The sequence below is a fragment of the Pseudomonas sp. NBRC 111132 genome (genome assembly GCF_001320565.1).
Classification (GTDB): Bacteria; Pseudomonadota; Gammaproteobacteria; order Pseudomonadales; family Pseudomonadaceae; genus Aquipseudomonas; species Aquipseudomonas putida_P.
Genome location: NZ_BCBI01000024.1, coordinates 1 through 24,632, shown reverse-complemented (window position 1 = coordinate 24,632; position 24,632 = coordinate 1). Strand labels below are relative to the sequence as shown.

Sequence of the window (24,632 nt, the reverse complement as noted above, 5' to 3'; positions counted from 1 at the left end):
CCTCACAGCAACAGCAATCAGCTGTACACACGCCCCAGCAACTGGCGGTGGCTTTCGAACTGATCCAGCACATCACGCACGATTTGTTCGCGAGTGAAGCCCATCAGGTCGTATTCCTGGCTGCCGTCGTGCAGGTACACCTCGGCGCGGTAGAAGCGCTGCTGCACCTCCGGCTCGCCTTCGACCGGCGCCTCGCTCGGCGCGGCCAGGTAACCGTCCAGGCTGGCTTCGTAGACGAAGGGGTTGCCCTCTTCCATCATCACCCGCAGGCCCATCATGTTGCGCGACTGGCCAACCCGGGTTTCTACCTCGAAGCCCAGGGTCTGCAGCTGTGCGGCCGCTTCTTTCAGCGCCGGGCTGACCTGCTTGTCCATGAACCGCTGCACCACGGCCTGGGTCGGCTGCAGCTCCAGCTGGCTCAGGCGCTCGCTGAAGCCGCGGCGACCGCGGGCGGCCAGCTCGGCACGCTCCTGCTCGACTGCCACGTCCTGCTTCATGGCCTTGTACAACCCGAACATGAACAGTACCAGCACCACCGAGAACGGCAGGCCCGCCAGCACCACCATGGTCTGCATGGCCTCGAAGTTACCGGCGAACAGCAGGCCGATGGTGACCAGGGTGATAACCACCGACCAGAACACCACCATCCAGTGCGGGGCGTCTTCGTCGACCTTGCCGCCTTTGCACGACAGGTTGGCCATCATCACCGCACCGGAGTCGGCCGGGGTAAGGAACAGCACGAAGCCGACGAACACCGCCACACCAATCACGATCTTGGCTGCCGGGAAGTATTCCAGCAGTTGGTAGATCGACATCGACGGCTGTTCCAGCGCAGTCTTGCCCAGCTCCACGGCGCCCTGGTTGATCACCAAGTCCAGTGCGGTGTTGCCGAAGATCGACAGCCACGCCAAGGTGAAGCCCAGCGGGATCAACAGCACACCCATCACCAACTGGCGCACGGTGCGGCCCTTGGAGATACGGGCAATGAACATACCGACGAATGGGCCCCAGGAGATCCACCAGGCCCAATAGAACACGGTCCACAGGCCCAGCCAGCGCTCGGACTTGCCGGCTTCGCCTTCGTACACATACAGGTCGAAGGTTTTCAGCACGATGCCGTTCAGGTAGTCGCCGACGTTCTGCACGAAGCCGTTGAGCAGGTGCAGGGTTTCACCGCCCAGCAGCACGAAGATCAGCAGGCCGCTGAACAGCATGATGTTCAGGTTGGACAGGCGGCGAATGCCGTTTTCCACACCCGACACCGCAGCCACGGTGGCCACACCGGCCATGACCAGGATCACCACCAGCAGGTTGGTCTTGCTGTGGTCCATGCCGAACAGGTATTCCAGGCCCGAGGATACCTGCATCGAGCCGATACCTAGGTTGGTCACCAGGCCCAGCAGGGTGACGAACATGCCAAAGATGTCGACGGCGTTGCCGGCAGCACCCTTGACCCAACGCTCGCCGACCAGCGGGTACAGCGCCGAACGCAGGGCCAGCGGCTGGTTGTGGCGGTAGGCGAAGTAACCCACGGCCAGGCCGACCAGGGCATAGATCGCCCAGCCGTGCAGGCCCCAGTGCAGGAAGGTCAGCTGCAGGCCCTGGCGCGCGGCCTCGAGGCTGGCTGGGGTGCCTTCCGGTGGGTTGAAGTAGTGGTCCAGCGGCTCGGAAGCGCCGAAGTACAGCAGCGAAATACCGATACCGGACGAGAACAGCATGCCGGCCCAGGCGCCATAGCTGAAGTCAGGCTGGTCATCCTTGCCACCCAGCTTGAGGCTGCCGTAGTCGGAGAAGGCCAGGTAGACGACGAACAGCAAGTAGCCGCAGATGACCAGCATGTAGTACCAGCCAAAGGTACGCGTCAGCCATTTCTGGGCCACGCCCAGCACTTGGCCCGCGGTTTCGGGTACAGCGATCAGCAAGGCAGTCAGAACAAGGATCATCAGCGCGGAGGTGAAGAACACCACGCGGTTGACCCGTACCCTCTCGGCGGGGGGCTTGGTAAGTGAGGCAGAACTCATTGCACGAATGCTCCGGGCAGTACGGCTGTGGAGGCTAATCAGTCTTTCCCGAGCAATTGGTGGAATATCCCCACTGCGTCAGGTGTTATAAAAGCACCCTGGAAACCGTGATCCCGAATCGATACGTTGCAAAAAAACAGACAGGTGGCCTGCTGAAAATGCCACGCATCCGCAGAGGTGCGCGCATTCGTCACAGATCACCCCGCCCGCTCCAAGGGCCTGCCGCAGGGCCAAAAGCCGCGCGGCAGAATCTGCATTTCGCATCGCTCATGCCCGTCAACGCCTTGTATTCCGGGGGTTACGCGATTTCCTGGGGTGTCAATCCGTGCCTTCTCGACCGCCTGAAAAACTGTCAATGGCACAAATTGTCGCAGAGCTTATTCTTTATTGATTGAACGTTCAATCAAAACAAAATAGACTGGCCTTCGCCGAGTCAGCCGCCTGTCGTCTGCTCGCAGGCCTGAGGAGATAGCAAGATGCCCAAGGTCGGTATGCAACCCATCCGCCGCCAGCAGTTGATCGAAGCCACGTTGCAGGCGGTCGATCAGGTCGGTCTGGGGGACGCCAGCATTGCGCTGATTGCCCGTTTGGCCGGTGTGTCGAACGGCATCATCAGTCACTACTTTCGGGACAAGAATGGCCTGATCGCAGCGACGATGGGTTACATCATGAGCATGCTCAACGAAGGCGTTAGAGCACGTCGCCAGGCCCTGACGGACGACAGCCCGCGTGCCCACCTGAAAGTGATCATCGAGGGCAACTTCGATGCCAGCCAGGTGAACGGCCCGGCAATGAAAACCTGGTTGGCCTTTTGGGCTTCCAGCATGCACCAGCCCGATTTGCACAGGTTGCAGCGGATCAACGACCACCGCTTGTATTCCAACCTGTGCTGCCAGTTCCGCCGCACCCTGCCGCTCTACCATGCGCGCAAGGCAGCCCGCGGCCTGGCGGCCTTGATCGACGGCTTGTGGCTGCGTGGTGCCCTGTCGGGTGATGCATTCGACACCGACCAGGCAATACGGATTGCTTACGAATACATGGATCTACAACTGGCTAAACAGCACACCCTGGGCACAAACGACCAGGCCGCTGAACAAGCGCGCACGGCCCTTGCCAACCCGGCAGGAGCGTGACGCGCTAGCCAAACCACACACTGCACTTGCGAGGACACTATGGCCCGTTTCGGAACGCAAAAACTCTACATTGATGGCGCTTACGTCGACGCTGGCAGCGATGCCACTTTCGAAGCCATCAACCCGGCCACTGGCGAAGTCCTCGCCCACGTACAGCGTGCCACCGAGGCCGACGTCGAGAAGGCCGTGGAAAGCGCCGAGCGTGGCCAGAAGGTCTGGGCTGCGATGACCGCCATGCAGCGCTCGCGCATCCTGCGCCGCGCTGTCGACATCCTGCGCGAGCGCAACGATGAACTGGCTCAGCTGGAAACCCTGGACACCGGCAAGTCGTACTCCGAAACCCGCTACGTCGACATCGTTACCGGCGCCGATGTGCTGGAATACTACGCAGGCCTGGTACCGGCCATCGAAGGCGAGCAGATCCCGCTGCGCGAATCGTCCTTTGTCTACACCCGCCGCGAGCCGCTGGGCGTGACCGTGGGTATCGGCGCCTGGAACTACCCGATCCAGATCGCCCTGTGGAAATCCGCCCCGGCCCTGGCCGCTGGCAACGCGATGATCTTCAAGCCGTCGGAAGTCACCTCGCTGACCACCCTGAAACTGGCCGAGATCTACACCGAAGCCGGCCTGCCGAATGGCGTGTTCAACGTGCTGACCGGCAGTGGCCGCGAAGTCGGTACCTGGCTGACCGAGCACCCACGCATCGAAAAAGTGTCCTTCACCGGCGGCACCACCACCGGCAAGAAAGTCATGGCCAGCGCCTCCAGCTCCTCGCTGAAGGAAGTCACCATGGAACTGGGCGGCAAATCGCCACTGATCATCTGCGCCGACGCCGACCTGGACAAGGCCGCCGACATCGCCATGATGGCCAACTTCTACAGCTCGGGCCAGGTGTGCACCAACGGCACCCGCGTGTTCATCCCAGCTGAAATGAAGGCTGCCTTCGAAGCCAAGATCGCCGAGCGCGTTGCCCGCATTCGCGTTGGCAACCCGGAAGACGAAAACACCAACTTCGGCCCGCTGGTCAGCTTCGCGCACATGGAAAACGTGCTGAGCTACATCGCCAAGGGCAAAGAAGAAGGTGCCCGCGTCCTGTGCGGCGGCGAGCGTCTGACCGAAGGCGAATTCGCCAAGGGCGCCTTCGTGGCCCCGACCGTGTTCACCGATTGCAACGACGACATGACCATCGTCAAGGAAGAGATCTTCGGCCCGGTCATGAGCATTCTGTCCTACGAGACCGAAGAAGAAGTGATCCGTCGCGCCAACGACACCGAGTACGGCCTGGCTGCCGGTGTGTGCACCAACGACATCACCCGCGCCCACCGCATCATCCACAAGCTCGAAGCCGGTATCTGCTGGATCAACGCCTGGGGTGAATCGCCGGCCGAAATGCCGGTCGGTGGCTACAAGCAGTCGGGCGTTGGCCGTGAGAACGGCGTCAGCTCGCTGGCTCAATACACTCGCATCAAGTCGGTCCAGGTTGAGCTGGGCGGCTACAACTCGGTTTTCTAAACCCTGTCTAGCCACGCCCGTGCCGCTGTGCACGGGCGTTCCCGCTCCCTGATCACCGCCAACACGAGGGTACTTTCATGTCCCAAGAATTCGATTACATCATCGTCGGTGCCGGCTCGGCCGGTAACACCCTGGCTACCCGCCTGACCGAAGACGCCGGCGTCACCGTCCTGCTGCTTGAAGCCGGTGGCCCTGATTACCGCTTCGACTTCCGCACCCAGATGCCAGCTGCCCTGGCCTTCCCGCTGCAGGGCCGCCGCTACAACTGGGCCTACGAGACCGATCCCGAGCCGCACATGGACGGCCGCCGCATGGAATGTGGCCGTGGCAAAGGCCTGGGTGGCTCGTCGCTGATCAACGGCATGTGCTACATCCGTGGCAACGCCATGGACTTCGACGGCTGGGCAGAACTGCCAGGCCTGCAAGACTGGACCTACCTGGACTGCCTGCCCTACTTCCGCAAAGCCGAAACCCGCGACATCGGCCCGAACGACTACCACGGTGGCGAAGGCCCGGTCAGCGTCGCCACGCCGAAGGCTGGCAACAACCCGTTGTTCCACGCCATGGTTGAAGCCGGCGTACAAGCCGGTTACCCACGCACCGAAGACCTCAACGGCTACCAGCAGGAAGGCTTCGGCCCGATGGACCGTTCGGTCACCAAGAACGGCCGCCGTTCCAGCACCGCCCGTGGCTACCTGGACCAGGCCAAGAAGCGCCCGAACCTGACCATCGTCACCCACGCTCTGAGCGACCGCGTGCTGTTCGACGGCAAGCGCGCCGTAGGCGTGACCTACCTGGTCGGCGACAGTGAAGAGCGCGTTGAAGCCCGCGCCCGCAAGGAAGTGATCGTCAGCTCCGGCGCCATCGCCTCGCCGCAGCTGCTGCAGCGCTCCGGCGTTGGCCCGCGCGCCCTGCTGGAAAGCCTCGACATCCCGGTTGTGCACGATCTGCCGGGCGTTGGCGAAAACCTGCAGGACCACCTTGAGCTGTACCTGCAGTACGCCTGCACCCAACCGGTATCGCTGTACCCATCGCTGCTTTGGTGGAACCAGCCAGCCATCGGTGCAGAGTGGATGTTCAAAGGCACCGGTATCGGCGCCAGCAACCAGTTCGAGGCCGGTGGTTTCATCCGTACCCGCCCTGAGTTCAAGTGGCCGAACATTCAGTACCACTTCCTGCCAGTCGCCATTAACTACAACGGCTCCAATGGCGTGAAGGAACACGGCTTCCAGGCGCACATGGGCTCCATGCGCTCGCCTGCCCGCGGCCGCATCCAGGCCAAGTCGAAAGACCCGCGCCAGCACCCAAGCATCCTGTTCAACTACATGTCCACCGAGCAGGACTGGCAGGAGTTCCGCGATGGTATCCGCCTGACCCGCGAAATCATGGCCCAGCCGGCGCTGGACCCGTACCGTGGCCGCGAAATCAGCCCGGGCGCCGACGTGCAAACCGACGAGCAGCTGGACAAGTTCATCCGCGAGCACGCCGAAACCGCCTTCCACCCGTCCTGCTCGTGCAAGATGGGCACCGACGACATGGCGGTGGTCGATGGCGAAGGCCGCGTGCATGGCATGAAGGGCCTGCGTGTGGTCGATGCGTCGATCATGCCGCTGATCATCACCGGCAACCTCAACGCCACCACGATCATGATCGCCGAGAAAATTTCGGACAAGATCCGCGGCCGCAAGCCGTTGCCGCGCAGCACCGCCAAGTACTATGTGGCGGGTGATGCACCGGTGAAAGGCAAGCCGATGCGTGAAGTGAAGCAGGCGTAAACCTGCACCGGCCTTTTCGCGGGTAAACCCGCTCCCACACGGACATCACAAATCTCAAGTATTGTGAAAATCCTGTGGGAGCGGGCGTGCCCGCGAAGAGGCCCGCCCAGGCAACACACGGAAAGGCACCCACTGCGGTGCCTTTTGCACATCTGCAGAAACGCTTTACATGCTGCCAATTCATCAGGTTAGAATCGATTGGCACGCGACCTGCTAGCGACACGCTATCAAGCCTCCTCCCGCCCGTTGTCCCGGAGTACCTGCCTTTGGATGCAAGCACCATCAACAGCCTGTTCCTGATCGGCGCATTGCTGGTGGGCGCAAGTATCCTGGTCAGTTCGCTGTCGTCGCGCCTGGGTATCCCTATTCTGGTCATCATCCTCGCGGTCGGCATGGTCGCCGGTGTCGATGGTGGCGGCATCATCTTCAACAACTACCCAACCGCCTACCTGGTGGGCAACCTGGCACTGGCCGTGATCCTGCTTGACGGCGGCCTGCGCACGCGGGTGGCAAGCTTCCGCGTGGCACTGTGGCCGGCGCTGTCGCTGGCCACGGTCGGGGTGATGATCACCACCGCCCTCACCGGCCTGGTTGCCGCCTGGCTGTTCAACCTGAGCTTGATCCAAGGCCTGCTGATCGGCGCCATCGTTGGCTCCACCGACGCCGCTGCGGTGTTCTCGCTGCTGGGCGGCAAAGGCCTGAATGAGCGGGTTACCGCCACCCTGGAGATCGAGTCGGGCAGCAACGACCCGATGGCGGTGTTCCTCACCGTTACCCTGATCGACATGATCGCCAGCGGCCAGACCGGCCTGCACTGGAGCCTGCTGGGCCACTTGCTGCGCGAGTTCGGCATCGGCGGGCTGTTGGGCCTGGGCGGCGGCTGGCTGATGCTGCAACTGGTCAACCGCATCAACCTGGCCGGCGGCCTGTACCCGATTCTGGTCGTGGCCGGCGGCCTGGTGGTGTTCTCGCTGACCAACGCCTTGCACGGCAGCGGCTTCCTCGCCGTGTACCTGTGCGGCCTGGTGCTGGGCAACAAGCCAATTCGCAGCCGCCACGGCATTCTGCACATGCTCGACGGCATGGCCTGGCTGGCCCAGATCGGCATGTTCCTGGTGCTGGGGCTGCTGGTCACCCCGCACGACCTGCTGCCCATTGCCCTACCGGCATTGGGCCTGGCGCTGTGGATGATCCTGGTGGCGCGGCCACTGTCGGTGGTCGCTGCACTGCTGCCGTTCAAGGCCTTCCATGGCCGCGAAAAGGGCTTTATTTCCTGGGTTGGCCTGCGCGGCGCGGTGCCGATCATTCTGGCGGTGTTCCCGCTGATGGCCGGCCTGCCGGACGCCCAGCTGTTCTTCAACCTGGCATTCTTCATCGTGCTGGTGTCACTGCTGGTACAAGGCACCAGCCTGCCGTGGATGGCCAAGCTGCTGAAAGTGACCGTACCACCAGACCCGGCACCGATCTCCCGCTCCGCCCTGGAAGTGCACGTCACCAGCGAATGGGAGCTGTTCGTGTACCGTCTGGGCGCCGAAAAATGGTGTATCGGGGCCGCCCTGCGCGAGCTGAAAATGCCCGAGGGCACACGTATTGCCGCCCTGTTCCGCAACGAGCAATTGCTGCACCCGTCGGGCAGTACCGTGCTGGAAGTTGGCGACATGCTCTGCGTGATCGGCCACGAGCACAACCTGCCAGCCCTGGGCAAACTGTTCAGCCAGGCGCCACAGCGTGGCCTGGACCTGCGTTTCTTCGGCGACTTCGTGCTCGAAGGCGATGCCGAACTGGGTGCGGTGGCAGCGTTGTACGGCCTGAAACTCGATGGCCTGGACGCGAAAATGCCGCTGGCGCAGTTCATCCGACAGAAGGTCGGAGGCGCTCCAGTAGTAGGTGACCAGGTCGAATGGCATGGCACGATCTGGACCGTGGCGACCATGGACGGGAACAAGATCCAGAAAGTAGGCGTCAGATTCCCCGAAGGAACGCGACCCGGACCAGGATTGTTCCTCTAAACTTCGTTTCTGCCGGATCCACAAGTAGTCTGCCTATGTCCCTGCGCGCGTACCTTCGCACAGCCCTGCTCGGGCTGTGCCTGTCTCTTCCTTTTGCGGCCTACGCGGCAGAAGCCCCGACCACCGCCAGCATTCAGAACAGCCTCGACAAGATCGCCGAGCGCAAGCTGCCCGAGGCCGACCAGAAAGCCCTGCAGCAGGTGCTCGAACAAACGTTGAGCCTGCTCGCCAGCAAGGAAGACAACGAAAAGAAGCTTGCCGCGCTCAAGCAGCAACTGACCAGTGCGCCGAAAGAAACCAGCGACAACCAGAAAGAACTGGCCAGGCTCAAGGAAAGCAAAGCCCTGCCTGTCGCGCAGCGTTACGCAACGCTGACCGTGCCACAGCTCGAACAGATGCTCAGCGAGCGCAACACCCAGCAGGGCGAGCTGCAAAAGGCGCTGTCCGAAGCCAACAGCCTGATCATCAACTCGCAAACCCGCCCCGAGCGCGCCCAGGCCGAAATCAGCAGCAGCCAGACCCGCACCCAGCAAATCAACAACATCCTCAAAACCGGCAAGGACGGAGGCAAGTCCATCAATGCCGACCAGCGCAACCAACTCAATGCCGAGCTGGCCTCGCTCAACGCACTGACGCTGCTGCGCCGCCAGGAACTGGCTGGCAACAGCCTGCTGCAAGACCTCGGCAATGCGCGTCACGACCTGCTGATCGAGCGCGCCGCGCGCCTGGAGCAGGAGATCCAGGACTTGCAGACGCTGATCAACGACAAGCGCCTGGCTCAGTCCCAGGAGGCGGTCACCCAGCAGTCGATCGAGGCGCAGAAGGCCGGCGGCAGCAGCCTGTTGGCCACCGAAAGCGCGGTCAACCTCAAGCTCTCCGACTACCTGCTCAAGAGCACCGACCGCCTCAACGAGTTGACCCAGCAGAACCTGCGCACCAAGCAGCAGCTCGACAGCCTGACCCAGGCCGACCAGGCGCTGGACGAGCAGATCAACGTGCTCAAGGGCAGCCTTTTGCTGTCGAAGATCCTCTACAAACAGAAGCAGACCCTGCCGCACCTGAAGGTAGACCGCGACCTGGCCGACCAGATCGCCGACACCCGCTTGTACCAGTTCGAGGTCAACCAGCAACGCGAGCAGATGAGCAGCCCGGTCACCTACGTCGACAAGCTGCTGGCCGCGCAACCGCAGGAAGATGTGACTCCGCAGCTGCGCAAGGCCCTGCTGGAAGTGGCCATCACCCGCAGCGACCTGCTGGAGCGGCTGAACCGCGAGCTGTCGGCGTTGCTCAATGAATCGATCACCCTGCAGCTCAACCAGAAGCAGCTGCTGGGCACCGCGCAGAGCCTGCGCACCACCCTCGACGAACAGATGTTCTGGATCCCCAGCAACAAGCCGCTGGACTGGGACTGGCTGCGTTATGTGCCAGAGCGCCTGGCCGACCAAGTTGCCAACCTGCCGTGGGGCTCGGGCCTGAAGGAGCTGGCCGACGGCCTTAGCCAGCGCCCACTGTTGTTCCTGCCACTGCTGCTGGTGATCGGCGCCCTGCTGTGGCGGCGCAAGTACCTGTACCAACGGCTGGGCAAGGTGCACCAGGACATCGGCCACTTCCGCCGCGACAGCCAGTGGCACACGCCCCAGGCGATTCTCATCAACATCCTGCTGGCGATGCCGGTCAGCCTTGGCCTGGCACTGTGCAGCTACGCTTTGCAGATCGACGCCCGTGGGCAGAATGCCAACCTGGGCGCCGCGCTCTGGCAACTGGCCCAGGCCTGGCTGGTGTTCTACACCGCCTACCGCATTCTCGCCCCCGGTGGCGTGGCAGAAATTCACTTCCGCTGGCACAAGCCACAGGTCGAGTTCCTGCGCGGCTGGGTACGCCGCCTGGGCACCGTGGTGCTGGCGCTGGTTGGCGTGGTGGCAGTGGCCGAGCACCAGCCGTCGGCGCTGGCCGACGACGTGCTGGGCATCGGCGTGGTGCTGACCTGCTATGCGCTGATGGCCTGGCTGCTCAGCCGCCTGCTGCTCAGCAGCCCCGCGCACCGTGACACCTCGTTGTTCCGCAGGGCCGTGGGCGTAGCGTTCACCGCCCTGCCCATCGCCCTGTTCGTTGCCGTGTGCTTCGGCTACTACTACACCGCGCTGAAGCTCACCGACCGGTTGATCTACACCCTGTACCTGCTGCTGTTCTGGCTGGTGATCGAGGCCGCGTTCGTGCGTGGCCTGTCGGTAGCGGCACGGCGCCTGGCCTACCAGCGTGCGCTGAGCAAGCGTGCGGCGGCCAAGGAAGGGCTGGACGGCGAGGTCATCACCGAAGAGCCAACGCTGGACATCGAACAGGTCAACCAGCAGTCACTGCGCCTGATCCGCCTGGCCCTGCTCGGCGGCTTCATCGCCGGCCTGTACTGGGTGTGGTCAGACTTGATCTCGGTGTTCGCCTACCTCAACAACTTCGTACTGTATGAATACACCAGCGGCACCGGCGCGGCCGCCAGCATGGTGCCTATCAGCCTCGGCGACCTGCTGGGCGCGCTGGTGATCGTCGGCATCACCTTCGCCCTGGCCGGCAACTTGCCAGGCCTGCTGGAAGTACTGGTGCTGTCACGCCTGAACCTGGCCCAGGGCAGTGCCTACGCCACCACCACGCTGCTGTCGTACACCATCGTCGGTGTCGGGATCGTCAGCACCCTGTCGACCCTGGGGGTGAGCTGGGACAAGCTGCAGTGGCTGGTGGCCGCGCTGTCGGTGGGCCTGGGCTTCGGCATGCAGGAAATTTTCGCCAACTTCATCTCCGGCATCATGATCCTGTTCGAGCGCCCGGTGCGAATTGGCGACACCATCACCATCGGCAACCTGTCCGGCACGGTGAGCAAGATCCGCATCCGCGCCACCACCATCACCGACTTCGACCGCAAGGACATCATCGTCCCCAACAAGACCTTCATCACCGGCCAGCTGATCAACTGGTCGCTGACCGACACGGTCACCCGGGTGACGCTGAAGCTGGGCATCGACTACGGCTCCGACCTCGACCTGGTGCGCGAACTGCTGCTCAAGGGCGCACACGAGAACCCACGAGTGCTCAAGGACCCAGAGCCGATCGTGTACTTCCTCAACTTTGGCGAGAGCTCGCTGGACCACGAGTTGCGCATGCACGTACGTGACCTGGGCGATCGCAACCCGACGCTGGACGAAATCAACCGTTACATCAACCGCGAGTTCAAGGCACACAACATCAAGATCTCGGTGCGCCAGGTCGAGGTGTTCCTGATGGACCAGAAGGGCGGCAAACAGCAGCTTATTCCGCTGGAGCAACCTAAGCCAGATGGCACTGCACAGGCCTGAGTGGGCTCGAATGCTTTATTCTGTGCTGAACCCCAGGAGCAGCCCGTGAAAGCCCTCGACCAACTCAGCTTCGACAACCGCTTCGCCCGCCTGGGCGACGCGTTTTCCACCCAGGTGCTGCCTGAGCCCATCGCCGAGCCGCGGTTGGTCGTGGCAAGCGAATCGGCCATGGCGCTGCTCGACCTCGACCCCGCTCACGCCGAGCTTCCGGTGTTCGCCGAGTTGTTCAGCGGGCACAAGCTGTGGGAAGAGGCCGACCCTCGGGCGATGGTCTATTCCGGCCACCAGTTCGGCTCGTACAACCCGCGCCTGGGCGACGGCCGTGGCCTGCTGCTGGCCGAAGTACTGAACGATGCAGGTGAACACTGGGACCTGCACCTCAAAGGCGCCGGCCAAACGCCGTACTCGCGCATGGGTGACGGCCGTGCCGTGCTGCGCTCGTCGATCCGCGAATTTCTCGCCTCCGAAGCCCTGCACGCCCTCGGTATCCCCACCAGCCGGGCGCTGTGCGTGATCGGCTCCAGCACCCCGGTGTGGCGCGAAACCCGCGAAAGCGCCGCCATGCTCACGCGCCTGGCACAGAGCCATGTGCGCTTCGGTCATTTCGAATACTTCTACTACACCAAGCAACCCGAGCAGCAGCGTGTGCTGATCGACCATGTACTGGAGCAGCACTACCCCGAATGCCGTGATGCCGAGCAGCCCTACCTGGCCATGTTCAGCACCATTGTCGAGCGCAACGCCGAACTGATCGCCCGCTGGCAGGCCTACGGCTTTTGCCACGGGGTGATGAACACCGACAACATGTCGATCCTGGGCATCACCTTCGACTTCGGCCCGTATGCCTTCCTCGACGACTTCGATGCCAACTTCATCTGCAACCACTCCGACGACCGAGGCCGCTACAGCTACGCCAACCAGGTGCCCATCGCCCACTGGAACCTCAGCGCGCTGGCTCAGGCATTGACCACGGTGATCGAGGTTGAGCCACTGAAGGAAGCGTTGGGGCTGTTCCTGCCGCTGTACCAGGCCCATTACCTGGACCTGATGCGCCGACGCTTGGGCCTGACCACTGCCGAAGAAGACGACATGGCGCTGGTCGAGCGACTGCTGCAATGCATGCAGCGTGGTGGCGTGGACTACAGCCTGTTCTTCCGCAAGCTGGGCGAACAGCCGGCGGCAGACGCACTCAAGGTGGTGCGCGACGACTTTATCGACCTGGCCGCTTTCGATGCCTGGGGCGCGGACTACCTGGCCCGTTGTGATCGCGAACCCGGTAATGCCGAAGGCCGCCGCGAGCGGATGCATGCGGTGAACCCGCTGTACGTGTTGCGCAACTACCTGGCGCAGAAAGCCATCGAAGCGGCAGAAGCGGGTGATTACAGTGAAGTGCGTCGGCTGCATCAAGTGCTTAGCCACCCCTTCGAAGAACAACCCGGTATGCAGGCCTACGCCGAACGGCCACCAGAATGGGGCAAGCACCTGGAAATCAGCTGCTCCTCCTGATTAACGCCAAACCCTGTGGGAGCGGCCTTGTGTCGCGATGGGCTGCAAAGCAGCCCCTAAAATATCAAGGAAACAACATGTCCGAACCGCTGGTAGTCCCCTGCCCCCACTGTAACGGCCTCAACCGCCTGCCCGCCGAGCGCCTGGGCGATACACCAAAATGCGGCCGCTGCAAACAGGACATGCTGCTGAGCACCCCTTTCGAGCTGACCGAAGCCAGCTACGCCAGCCAGATCAAGGGCGACCTACCGCTACTGGTCGACATCTGGGCCGACTGGTGCGGCCCGTGCAAGTCCTTTGCCCCCACCTTCGAACAGGCCGCCCGCCAGCTGACCGGCCGCTGCCGCCTGGCCAAGCTCGACAGCGAAGCCAACCGCAACCTTGCGGGGCAACTGGGCATTCGTTCGATCCCCAGCCTGCTGCTGTTCAAGAACGGCCGCGAAGTCAGCCGCCAGGCCGGGGCGTTTCCACTCCAGACGTTGCTGGAGTGGGTGCGTAGCCAAGGGTTTTAAGCGTTCTCTTCGAGCAACGAGTGCAACTCGACAAACTGCTGGGTCAGCTTGTGCTTGGGCTCCAGGTGAATCAGCGGCAGGCTGGCGTGGTGCGATTCACGCATCTTCACCGAGCTGCCCAGGTACACCGGCAGCACCGGTAACCCTTCGGCCAGCAGTTCGTCGAGCATCTGCTGTGGCAGGCTGGCACGGGACTGGAACTGGTTGACCACGATGCCTTCGACCATCAGGTCTTCGTTGTGGTCTTCCTTGAGGTCTTCGATCTCGGCCAGCAGGCCATACAGGGCCTGGCGCGAGAAGCTGTCGCAGTCGAAGGGAATGAGCACGCGATCAGCGGCAATCAACGCGGAAACCGCGTAGAAGTTCAGCGCCGGTGGGGTATCGATGTAGATACGCTCGTAGTCCTCGTCCAACTCGTCGAGCAGCTTACGCAGCTTGTTGATCTTGTGCTTGGCCTCAAGCTTGGGCTGCAGGTCGGCCAGCTCGGCGGTGGCGGTGACCACGTGCAGGTTGTCGAACGGCGTTTCGTAGATATCGACCTTGTTCTTCTTGCTGAACGGCCCGCTGGACAGGCTTTGCTTGAAAAAGTCGGCGATACCCATGGGGATGTCCTCGCCGGTCAGGCCAGTGAGGTACTGGGTCGAGTTAGCCTGGGCATCCAGGTCGATCAGCAAGGTCCGGTAGCCTTCATTGGCACTGACCGCCGCAAGGTTGCAGGCGATGCTCGACTTGCCCACGCCACCTTTCTGATTGAATACCACGCGCCGCATGATTGACCTCCGTGTTTCAACGAATGCCCGAGTATGTGGTGACGCTGCGGCAATGGCCAGTGCCATTTGACCGGCATCAGCCCTGGCCGACCACTTGCCCCGTCAACAGCTCGGCAAACGCTTTGGCCATCACCGAATTGCCGCGCTCGCGTTGCACCAGCCACACCGCCGACATCGCCCCTTCATCCAGCAGCGTGCGGTACACCACGCCTTCAATGCGCATGCGCTGGAACGACGCCGGCAACACCGACACGCCCAACCCCGCCGACACCAGGCCAATGATGGTCATCGCCTCCCCCGCCTCTTGTGCGAAGTGCGGGCTGAAGCCCGCCTGTCGCGCCAGGCTCAGCAATTGCGCATGCAGGCCGCTGCCATAACTGCGCGGGAAGAACACGAACGGTTCATGGGCCAGTGCCGCCATGTAAACACCCTGCTCAGTGCCCTCGGCCAGCGGATGCGAGGCATTGATCACCGCCACCAGCGGCTCGCGGAACAACTCGGTGGCCACCAGCCCTTCCGGTAGCGGCATCGGCCGCATCAACCCCACTTCGATCGATTCATCGAACACCCCTTCGGCAACATCACGGCTGCTCATTTCCTTGAGGTTCAGGTGCACCGACGGGAAGCGCTGACGGAAGGCATGGATCGCCTTGGGAATTTTCGAGGTGAACGGAGCCGACGAGGTGAAGCCTATTTTCATCTCGCCCAGCTCTCCCAGTTGCGCACGCCGGGCCACATCTGCCGCCTTTTCTACCTGCGCCAGCACCTGCCTGGCCTCTTCAAGGAACAGCCGCCCCGCCTCGCTCAGCTCGACCCGACGATTGGTACGGTCGAACAGACGCGCCCCCAGCTCTTGTTCCAGCGCCTGGATCTGCTGGCTCAAGGGTGGCTGTGAAATACCCAGCTGCTGGGCGGCGCGGCCAAAGTGCAGCTCTTCGGCCACGGCGATGAAGTAACGCAGATGGCGCAGTTCCATGATGGGCTCCAAACAGGTCGTAAAACATCTTAAATAGGTCGAACAATATATTGGATCTAATCATTAGCCAGCTATATGCTTTTTTCATTGCGCCAGAGGTACCCGCCCGTGAAAACTGCTGTAGCCCCCCTTCCTGCCGAGCCCGAACCTGCCACCCTGAACGACATGTGGATCGAGAAAGGCACCCCCGCCTTCATGAAGACCGTGCTGGCCCTGTTCAGCGGCGGCTTCGCCACCTTCGCCCTGCTGTACTGCGTACAGCCGATGATGCCGCTGCTGTCCAAGGAATTTGCCATCAACGCGGCGCAAAGCAGCTTGGTGCTATCGGTGTCCACTGCCATGCTGGCGTTCGGCCTGCTGATCACCGGCCCCATTTCTGACCGCATCGGGCGCAAGCCGGTGATGGTGTTCGCCTTGGTCTGCGCCGCCCTGTCCACCCTGGCCAGCGCAGTGATGCCGAGCTGGGAGCTGGTACTGGCCACCCGTGCGTTGGTCGGCCTGTCGTTGAGCGGCCTGGCTGCGGTGGCAATGACCTACCTGAGCGAAGAGATCCACCCGCAACACATTGGCCTGGCAATGGGTCTGTACATCGGCGGCAACGCGATTGGCGGCATGAGTGGGCGGCTAATCACTGGCGTCCTGATCGACTTCGTCAGCTGGCACACGGCGATGCTGACCATCGGTGGCCTGGCCCTGGTAGCCGCACTGGTGTTCTGGAAGGTACTGCCCGAATCGCGCAACTTCCGCCCGCAGATGATGAGCCCGCGCAGCCTTCTGGATGGCTTTGTCATGCATTTCAAGGATGCCGGCCTGCCCTGGCTGTTCCTCGAAGCCTTCCTGCTGATGGGTGCGTTCGTCACCTTGTTCAACTATATCGGCTACCGGCTGCTGGCCGAGCCTTACCACATGAACCAGGCGCTGGTGGGCTTGCTGTCGGTGGTTTATCTGTCGGGCATCTACAGCTCGGCGCAAGTCGGTGCCCTGGCTGACAAGCTGGGCCGGCGCAAGGTGTTCTGGGCCAGTATCGTGGTGATGGCCGGCGGCTTGCTGATGACCCTGGCCAGCCCGCTGGCCATGGTGATCGTGGGTATGCTGGTGTTCACCTTCGGCTTCTTTGGCGCACACTCGGTGGCCAGCAGCTGGATCGGACGCAGAGCGCTGAAGGCCAAGGGACAGGCGTCGTCGCTGTACCTGTTCAGCTACTACGCAGGGTCCAGCGTGGCCGGTACGGCGGGCGGGGTGTTCTGGCACCAGTGGGGCTGGAATGGCATTGGGCTGTTCATTGGCAGCTTGCTGGCGGTGGCGTTGCTGGTGGCGTTGCACCTGAGCAAGTTACCCCCTAAATCGAGCTGACCCAGGGGGCCGCTTTGCGGCCCCAAAATCTCAGATCAGTTGATGATCTCGACAATATCCACATCCACTTCACGGCTCATCAGGTGCTTCTCCACCTCACCGGTCAGCTTGACCTTGGTCTTGTCGTTGAACGGCGTCGGCGGCAGGTCTTCGTCATCGATCTCGACGGTAATGGTGCCGGTGTTGTCCTTGAACTCGTACTTGTCGTCGTTGTTGATCTTCTTGGTCACGAAGCCCTGCAGCACCACTGGGGTGTCATCGGCAGCGTCGTTGGCAGCGGCGACGGTGGTGACCGACTGGGCACCGGGGCCGGTATAGCCAGCAGCAAGTGCGGCAGTGCTGAACAGCGGGGCGAGGATCAGGGCGAGATAACGGGTTTTCATGAGGATCGGGTCCTGTTTCGGTTTCGATGGGACCAGATTAACGACGTTCGCTGAATTAAAACTTAATGCGACAAAAAGCCCGGCACAGGGCCGGGCTTTGCTTTCCAGCAATCAACTCACTGGTGATACTGCGCCGACAGTTCATGCACGGCGTTGATGAACACGCCAGCATGCTCCGGGTCGACTTCCGGGGTAATGCCATGGCCCAGGTTGAATACGTGGCCGGTGCCTTGGCCATAGCTGGCCAGGATGCGCGCCACTTCCTGGCGGATGGCCTCGGGCTTGGCGTACAGCACGGTCGGGTCCATGTTGCCTTGCAGGGCAACCTTGTCACCTACGCGGCGGCGGGCGTCGCCGATCTCGCAGGTCCAGTCCAGGCCCAGTGCATCGGCACCGGCTTCGGCGATGCTTTCCAGCCACAGGCCGCCGTTCTTGGTGAACAGGATCACCGGCACCTTGCGCCCTTCGTGCTCGCGGATCAGGCCGCTGACGATCTTGCGCATGTAGGCCAGGGAGAATTCCTGGTAGGCCGCCGCCGACAGGTTGCCGCCCCAGGTATCGAAAATTTGCACAGCCTGAGCACCGGCCAGAATCTGGCCGTTCAGGTAGCTGGTGACCGACTGGGCCAGCTTGTCCAGCAGCAGGTGCAGGGCTTGCGGGTTGTCGTAGGCCATGGCCTTGGTCTTGCGGAAGTCCTTCGACGAGCCGCCTTCAACCATGTAGGTGGCCAGGGTCCAAGGGCTGCCGGAGAAGCCGATCAACGGCACGCGGCCGTTAAGCTCGCGACGGATGGTGCTGACCGCGTCCATCACGTAGCCCAGATCTTTTTGCGGGTCGGGGATGGGCAGTGCTTCGATGTCGGCCGGGGTGCTGATGACCTTCTTGAAACGCGGGCCTTCGCCGGTTTCGAAATACAGGCCCAGGCCCATGGCATCAGGGATGGTGAGGATGTCCGAGAACAGGATCGCTGCGTCCAGCGGGTAGCGGTCCAGCGGCTGCAGGGTGACCTCGCAGGCAAACTGCGGGTTCATGCACAGGCTCATGAAGTCACCGGCCTTGGCGCGGCTGGCGCGGTACTCCGGCAGGTAGCGGCCGGCCTGGCGCATCATCCACACCGGGGTAACGTCTACGGGTTGCTTGAGCAGAGCACGCAGGAAACGATCGTTCTTCAGGGCAGTCATGTCGGCATCCGGAAAAATAGTGCGGGCATTTTCTCAGACGCACAAAGAAAAGGCACGGCTGTTTGCCGTGCCTTTTCTCTATGGGTATGTCCTGGATCAATAGATTTTGTATACAAAATCTAAAACAGTCAGACCTCGAGGTAGTCCAGAATGCCTTCGGCAGCTGTACGCCCTTCGAAAATAGCCGTCACTACCAAGTCCGAACCACGCACCATGTCGCCACCGGCAAACACTTTCGGGTTGCTGGTCTGGTGCTTGAACTTGCCCTTCTCCGGTGCCACGACACGGCCCTGACTGTCCAGCTGAATGCCATGCTGCTCGAACCACGGCGCCGGGCTCGGGCGGAAGCCGAAGGCGATCACCACGGCATCGGCCGGCAGGATCTCTTCGGAGCCCGGGATCGGCTCGGGGCTGCGGCGGCCACGGGCATCCGGCTCACCCAGGCGGGTCTCGACCACTTTCACGCCTTCGACCTTGTCCTCGCCGACAATGGCGATTGGCTGACGGTTATAGAGGAACTTCACGCCCTCTTCCTTGGCGTTCTTCACCTCTTTGCGCGAACCCGGCATGTTGGCTTCGTCACGGCGATAGGCACAGGTCACTGCCTTGGCACCCTGGCGGATCGAGGTGCGGTTGCAGTCCATCGCGGTGTCACCACCGCCCAGCACCACGACCTTTTTGCCCTGCATGTCGACGAAGTCTTCCGGCGACTTCTCGAAGCCCAGGTTGCGGTTGACGTTGGCAATCAGGAAGTCCAGTGCGTCATGCACGCCCGGCAGGTCTTCGCCCGGGAAGCCGCCCTTCATGTAGGTGTAAGTACCCATGCCCATGAACACCGCGTCGTACTCGGCGAGCAGCTGCTCCATGGTCACGTCCTTGCCCACCTCGGTGTTCAGGCGGAACTCGATACCCATGCCGGTGAACACTTCGCGGCGGTTGCTGAGCACGGTCTTTTCCAGCTTGAACTCGGGGATGCCAAAGGTCAGCAAGCCGCCGATTTCCGGGTTCTTGTCGAACACCACCGGGGTTACGCCAGCGCGCACCAGCACGTCAGCACAACCCAGGCCGGCCGGGCCGGCGCCGATGATGGCGACGCGCTTGCCGGTTGGCTTGACCTTGGACATGTCCGGGCGCCAGCCCATGGCGAAAGCGGTGTCGGTGATGTACTTCTCCACAGAACCGATGGTCACTGCGCCGAAGCCATCGTTCAGGGTGCAGGCCCCCTCGCACAGGCGGTCTTGCGGGCACACGCGGCCGCACACTTCAGGCAGGGTGTTGGTCTGGTGCGACAGTTCCGCCGCAGCCAGGATGTTGCCTTCGGAAACCAGCTTCAACCAGTTGGGGATGAAGTTGTGCACCGGGCACTTCCACTCGCAATACGGGTTACCGCAGCCCAGGCAGCGGTGTGCCTGCTCCACGGACTGCTGCGGCTTGAACGGCTCGTAGATTTCCACGAACTCCTTCTTGCGCTGGCGCAGCAGCTTTTTCTTCGGGTCCTTGCGGCCCACTTCGATGAACTGGAAGTCGTTGTTCAGACGTTCAGCCATTTTTCAAAACCTCTTTACCGCAGTTGCCAGCCCTAGGCTGCAAGCTGCAAGACGATCACTTGAGCACGACGGACCCCGCGCACGGGGCCGTCACTTGCAGCTGTTCTTACTGCGGGTTGGCACGGGTGCTGGACAGCAGTTGCTTCAGGTTGGCTGCCTTCGGCTTCACCAGCCAGAAGCGCCGCACGTAGTCGTCCAGGTTCTCCGAGAGCTCACGCCCCCACTCGCTGCCGGTCTCTTCCACGTACTCGGCAAGGACGCGCGCCAAGTGGCTGCGGTAAGCCTCCATCGCTTCACCACTGATGCGCTGAATTTCCACCAGCTCATGGTTGAGTTTGTCGACGAAGGTGTTGTCCATGTCGAGCACGTAGGCGAAGCCGCCAGTCATGCCAGAACCGAAGTTGTAACCGGTCTTGCCCAAGACGCAGACAAAGCCACCGGTCATGTACTCACAGCAGTGATCGCCAGTGCCCTCGACAACAGCGTGGGCGCCGGAGTTACGCACAGCGAAGCGCTCGCCCGCGGTACCGGCGGCAAACAGCTTGCCGCCAGTGGCACCGTACAGGCAGGTGTTGCCGACGATGGCGCTGTGCTGGGTTTCGAACGGGCTGCCGGCTGGCGGCACGATGGTGACCTTGCCACCGGTCATGCCCTTGCCGACGTAGTCGTTGGCATCACCTTGCAGGTGCAGGTTCAGGCCGCCGGCGTTCCATACGCCGAAGCTCTGGCCCGCAGTACCCTTGAAGCGGAAGGTGATCGGGTTGGCGGCCATGCCCTGGTTGCCGTACAGCTTGGCGATTTCGCCAGAGATACGGGCACCGATGGAACGGTCGCAGTTGCAGATGTCGAGGTCGAACTCGCCACCGGCCTGGTCGCGAATCGCTGGCAGGGCCATTTCCACCATTTTCTCGGCCAACTCGCCCTTGTCGAACGGCGGGTTCTTGTCGACTTCGCAGAACTGCGGCTTGTCTGCCGGAATGTGCGAGCTGCCCAGCAGCGGCGACAGGTCCAGGTACTGCTGGCGCTCGGTGTCGCCTGGCAGTACGTCGAGCAGGTCGGTACGGCCGATCAGTTCGCCGAGGCTGCGCACGCCCAGCTTGGCCAGCCACTCACGGGTTTCTTCGGCAACGAAGGTGAAGAAGTTGATCACCATGTCGACGGTGCCGATGTAGTGGTCCTTGCGCAGCTTGTCGTTCTGGGTGGCTACGCCGGTGGCGCAGTTGTTCAGGTGGCAGATACGCAGGTACTTGCAGCCCAGGGCGATCATTGGTGCGGTGCCGAAGCCGAAGCTTTCGGCGCCGAGGATGGCTGCCTTGATCACGTCCAGGCCAGTTTTCAGGCCACCGTCGGTCTGTACCCGTACCTTGCCGCGCAGGTCGTTGCCGCGCAGGGTCTGGTGGGTTTCAGCCAGGCCCAGTTCCCATGGGGCGCCAGCGTACTTGATCGAGGTCAGCGGCGACGCACCAGTGCCACCGTCGTAACCGGAAATGGTGATCAGGTCTGCATAAGCCTTGGCCACACCAGCGGCAATCGTACCGACGCCAGCCTCGGCCACCAATTTGACCGACACCAGCGCCTGCGGGTTGACCTGCTTGAGGTCGTAGATCAGCTGGGCAAGGTCTTCGATCGAGTAGATATCGTGGTGCGGCGGCGGTGAGATCAGGGTCACGCCAGGTACCGCATAGCGCAGCTTGGCGATCAGGCCGTTGACCTTGCCGCCCGGCAGCTGGCCGCCCTCACCGGGCTTGGCGCCCTGGGCAACCTTGATCTGCAGCACCTCGGCGTTGACCAGGTATTCCGGGGTCACACCAAAGCGGCCGGTGGCCACCTGCTTGATCTTCGAGCTCTTGATGGTGCCGTAGCGCGACGGGTCTTCACCGCCCTCACCGGAGTTGGAACGCGCACCCAGGCGGTTCATGGCTTCGGCCAATGCTTCGTGGGCTTCCGGCGACAGTGCGCCCAGCGAGATACCGGCGGAATCGAAGCGCTTGAGGATAGCCTCCAGCGGTTCGATCTGCTCCAGCGCCAGTGGCTGGTCGGCCACTTTCACTTTCAGCAGGTCGCGGATCATCGATACCGGGCGCTGGTCGACCAGCGTGGTGTATTCCTTGAACTTGGCGTAGTCGCCCTGCTGCACAGCGGCTTGCAGGGTGTTGACCACATCCGGGTTGTAAGCGTGGTATTCGCCACCGTGGACGAACTTCAGCAGGCCACCTTGCTGAATCGGCTTGCGCGCGCTCCAGGCTTCGGCCGCCAGCAGCTTCTGGTCGCTTTCCAGGTCAACGAAACGCGCCCCCTTGATGCGGCTGGACACACCCTTGAAGCTCAGACCGACCACTTCTTCGGCCAAACCGATGGCTTCGAACAGCTGCGCACCACGGTACGAGGCGATGGTGGAGATACCCATCTTCGACAGGATCTTCAGCAGGCCTTTGGAGATGCCTTTGCGGTAGTACTTGAAGACTTCGTCCAGGTCGCCCAGCACTTCGCCGGTGCGGATCAGGTCGGCCAGTACTTCATACGCCAGGTACGGGTAAACGGCCGAGGCACCGAAGCCCAGCAGCACAGCGAAATGATGCGGGTCACGGGCGGTGGCGGTTTCCACCAGGATGTTGCTGTCGCAACGCAGGCCTTGCTCGGTCAGGCGGTGATGCACCGCACCAACGGCCAACGACGCATGCACAGGCAGCTTGCCTGGGGCGATATAACGGTCGCTCAGCACCAGCTGGGTCTTGCCCGCGCGCACAGCCTCTTCGGCCTGGTCGGCGATGTTGCGAATGGCCGCTTCCAGGCCGATGCCCTGCTCGTAATTGAGGTCGATCAGCTGGCGGTCGAAGCCTTCGCGCTCCAGGTTCATCAGCGAACGCCACTTGGCGGGCGAAATGACCGGCGAGCTGAGGATGACCCGCGATGCGTGCTCCGGGGACTCCTGGAAGATGTTGCGCTCGGCACCCAGGCAGATTTCCAGCGACATCACGATCGCTTCACGCAGCGGATCGATCGGTGGGTTGGTCACCTGAGCGAACTGCTGGCGGAAGAAATCGTACGGCGACCGCACACGCTGCGACAGCACGGCCATTGGCGTGTCGTCACCCATCGAGCCAACGGCTTCCTGGCCCTGCTCACCCAGCGGGCGCAGCACCTGGTCACGCTCTTCGAAGGTGACCTGGAACATCTTCATGTATTGCTTGAGCTGGTCAGCGTCGTAGCTGGCCACACCCTGGTCGTCGGTCAGCGTCGCCTGAATGCGGGTAGCGTGCTGACGCAGCCAGCGCTTGTACGGGTGACGCGACTTAAGGCGGTTGTCGATGGCGTCGGTGTCGAGGATCTGGCCGGTTTCGGTGTCCACGGCAAGGATTTGACCTGGGCCGACACGGCCCTTGGCCAGCACCTCCTCAGGCTGATAGCCCCAAACGCCGATTTCCGAGGCGATGGTGATGTAGCCGTTGGTGGTGGTTACCCAGCGCGCCGGGCGCAGGCCGTTGCGGTCGAGCAGGCACACCGCGTGGCGGCCTTCGGTCATGACGATACCGGCCGGGCCATCCCACGGCTCCATGTGCATGGAGTTGTATTCGTAGAAGGCGCGCAGGTCGGCGTCCATGGTCTCGACGTTCTGCCAGGCTGGCGGTACCAGCATGCGCACGCCGCGGAACAGGTCGATGCCACCGGTGACCATCAACTCCAGCATGTTGTCCATGCTCGACGAGTCGGAACCGACGCGGTTGACCAGCGGGCCAAGCTCTTCGAGGTCGGGGATCTGGTCGTTGGCGAACTTGGTGCGACGGGCCATTGCCCAGTTGCGGTTGCCGGTGATGGTGTTGATCTCGCCGTTGTGGGCGAGGAAGCGGAACGGTTGCGCCAGCGGCCATTTCGGCAGGGTGTTGGTGGAGAAGCGCTGGTGAAACACGCAGATCGCGGTTTGCAGGCGCTCGTCACCCAGGTCTGGATAGAACGCCGCGAGATCGCGCGGCATCATCAGGCCTTTGTAGATGATGGTCTTGTGCGAGAAGCTGCAGATGTAGTGGTCGCTATCGTGGGCGTTGGCCACCGACGAACGGCGACGGGCACTGAACAGCTTGATGGCGAATTCCTGGTCGCTCAGGCCTTCACCGCCGATGAACACCTGCTCGATCTGCGGCAGACGCTCCAGGGCCAGGCGGCCCAGCACGCTGGTGTCGATCGGCACCTTGCGCCATCCGACCAGCTTCAGGCCAGCGGCGAGGATTTCGCGGTCCATGTTAGCGCGAGCCGCTTCGGCTTTGACCGGGTCCTGGTTGAAGAACACCATGCCGACGGCGTATTGCTTGGGCAGCTCGACGGCGAAGTGTTCCTGGGCCACGGCACGCAGAAATTGATCGGGCTTCTGCATAAGCAGACCGCAACCGTCACCGGTCTTGCCGTCGGCGTTGATGCCGCCGCGGTGGGTCATGCAAGTCAGTGCCTGCATGGCGGTTTGCAGAAGGTGGTGGCTCGGTTCACCCGTCATATGGGCGATCAGGCCAAAACCACAGTTGTCCTTGAATTCTTCGGGATGGTACAGACCTGTTTTCATAGACACATTCTCACCAGGTTCACCTCTCAACGGAGGCAAATCTCTTTTTTAACAACCA

The 24,632-nt window shown here is 62.4% G+C and carries 15 protein-coding genes; 8 read left to right on the top strand and 7 right to left on the bottom strand.

All coding sequences use genetic code 11. The annotated features are described in order from the left end of the window. Nucleotides 1–17: 17 nt before the first annotated feature. Nucleotides 18–1,964, bottom strand: a complete 1,947-nt coding sequence (locus APH35_RS13610) for a BCCT family transporter (RefSeq protein WP_223296422.1) — start codon at nucleotides 1,962–1,964, stop codon at nucleotides 18–20. Nucleotides 1,965–2,497: 533 nt separating this feature from the next. Between APH35_RS13610 and betI the strand changes: the two genes are divergently transcribed. The 7 genes from betI to trxC all read left to right on the top strand — a co-directional run bounded on the left by betI (nucleotide 2,498) and on the right by trxC (nucleotide 13,812). Then, complete coding sequence (gene betI / locus APH35_RS13605; RefSeq protein WP_012274616.1) at nucleotides 2,498–3,154, top strand: transcriptional regulator BetI; 657 nt, start codon at nucleotides 2,498–2,500, stop codon at nucleotides 3,152–3,154. Between the two features lie 39 nt (nucleotides 3,155–3,193). Then, nucleotides 3,194–4,666, top strand: coding sequence for a betaine-aldehyde dehydrogenase (gene betB / locus APH35_RS13600; protein WP_060514970.1), 1,473 nt, complete (start codon nucleotides 3,194–3,196; stop codon nucleotides 4,664–4,666). Between the two features lie 77 nt (nucleotides 4,667–4,743). After that, the gene (gene betA / locus APH35_RS13595) at nucleotides 4,744–6,441 is read left to right on the top strand and encodes a choline dehydrogenase (protein ID WP_012274618.1); all 1,698 of its coding nucleotides are present in this window, start codon (nucleotides 4,744–4,746) and stop codon (nucleotides 6,439–6,441) included. 266 nt (nucleotides 6,442–6,707) lie between these two features. Next, nucleotides 6,708–8,450: a potassium/proton antiporter gene (locus APH35_RS13590; RefSeq protein WP_012274619.1), complete on the top strand. Its 1,743-nt coding sequence runs from the start codon at nucleotides 6,708–6,710 to the stop codon at nucleotides 8,448–8,450. Between the two features lie 35 nt (nucleotides 8,451–8,485). Beyond that, on the top strand, nucleotides 8,486–11,794 hold the full coding sequence (mscK, locus tag APH35_RS13585) for a mechanosensitive channel MscK (protein ID WP_012274620.1): 3,309 nt from the start codon (nucleotides 8,486–8,488) through the stop codon (nucleotides 11,792–11,794). Nucleotides 11,795–11,839: 45 nt separating this feature from the next. Then, nucleotides 11,840–13,300, top strand: coding sequence for a protein adenylyltransferase SelO (selO, locus tag APH35_RS13580; RefSeq protein ID WP_060514969.1), 1,461 nt, complete (start codon nucleotides 11,840–11,842; stop codon nucleotides 13,298–13,300). A 77-nt stretch (nucleotides 13,301–13,377) separates the two neighbouring features. After that, nucleotides 13,378–13,812, top strand: coding sequence for a thioredoxin TrxC (gene trxC, locus APH35_RS13575; RefSeq protein ID WP_060514968.1), 435 nt, complete (start codon nucleotides 13,378–13,380; stop codon nucleotides 13,810–13,812). Here trxC and APH35_RS13570 read toward each other — a convergent pair. After that, nucleotides 13,809–14,582 carry a ParA family protein gene (locus APH35_RS13570; protein WP_012274623.1) on the bottom strand — a complete coding sequence of 258 codons (774 nt, stop codon included), beginning with the start codon at nucleotides 14,580–14,582 and terminating at the stop codon, nucleotides 13,809–13,811. The two genes, trxC and APH35_RS13570, sit on opposite strands and share 4 nt — an antisense overlap. Before the next feature lie 76 nt (nucleotides 14,583–14,658). Further along, nucleotides 14,659–15,558, bottom strand: coding sequence for a LysR family transcriptional regulator (locus APH35_RS13565; protein WP_060493006.1), 900 nt, complete (start codon nucleotides 15,556–15,558; stop codon nucleotides 14,659–14,661). 165 nt (nucleotides 15,559–15,723) lie between these two features. Between APH35_RS13565 and APH35_RS13560 the strand changes: the two genes are divergently transcribed. Then, nucleotides 15,724–16,911, top strand: a complete 1,188-nt coding sequence (locus APH35_RS13560; protein ID WP_223296423.1) for an MFS transporter — start codon at nucleotides 15,724–15,726, stop codon at nucleotides 16,909–16,911. A gap of 35 nt (nucleotides 16,912–16,946) precedes the next feature. Here the strand turns inward: APH35_RS13560 and APH35_RS13555 are convergent, their stop codons facing one another. The 4 genes from APH35_RS13555 to gltB all read right to left on the bottom strand — a co-directional run bounded on the left by APH35_RS13555 (nucleotide 16,947) and on the right by gltB (nucleotide 24,574). Next, entirely contained in the window at nucleotides 16,947–17,294 is a 348-nt protein-coding gene (locus tag APH35_RS13555) for a YgiW/YdeI family stress tolerance OB fold protein (protein WP_012274626.1), read from the bottom strand. Between the two features lie 116 nt (nucleotides 17,295–17,410). After that, a complete protein-coding gene (gene hemE / locus APH35_RS13550) occupies nucleotides 17,411–18,475 on the bottom strand; it encodes a uroporphyrinogen decarboxylase (RefSeq protein WP_060493005.1) in 1,065 nt (354 codons plus the stop codon). Nucleotides 18,476–18,603: 128 nt separating this feature from the next. Next, the gene (locus APH35_RS13545; RefSeq protein ID WP_003249156.1) at nucleotides 18,604–20,022 is read right to left on the bottom strand and encodes an FAD-dependent oxidoreductase; all 1,419 of its coding nucleotides are present in this window, start codon (nucleotides 20,020–20,022) and stop codon (nucleotides 18,604–18,606) included. Between the two features lie 106 nt (nucleotides 20,023–20,128). After that, on the bottom strand, nucleotides 20,129–24,574 hold the full coding sequence (gene gltB / locus APH35_RS13540) for a glutamate synthase large subunit (RefSeq protein ID WP_012274628.1): 4,446 nt from the start codon (nucleotides 24,572–24,574) through the stop codon (nucleotides 20,129–20,131). Nucleotides 24,575–24,632: the final 58 nt, after the last annotated feature.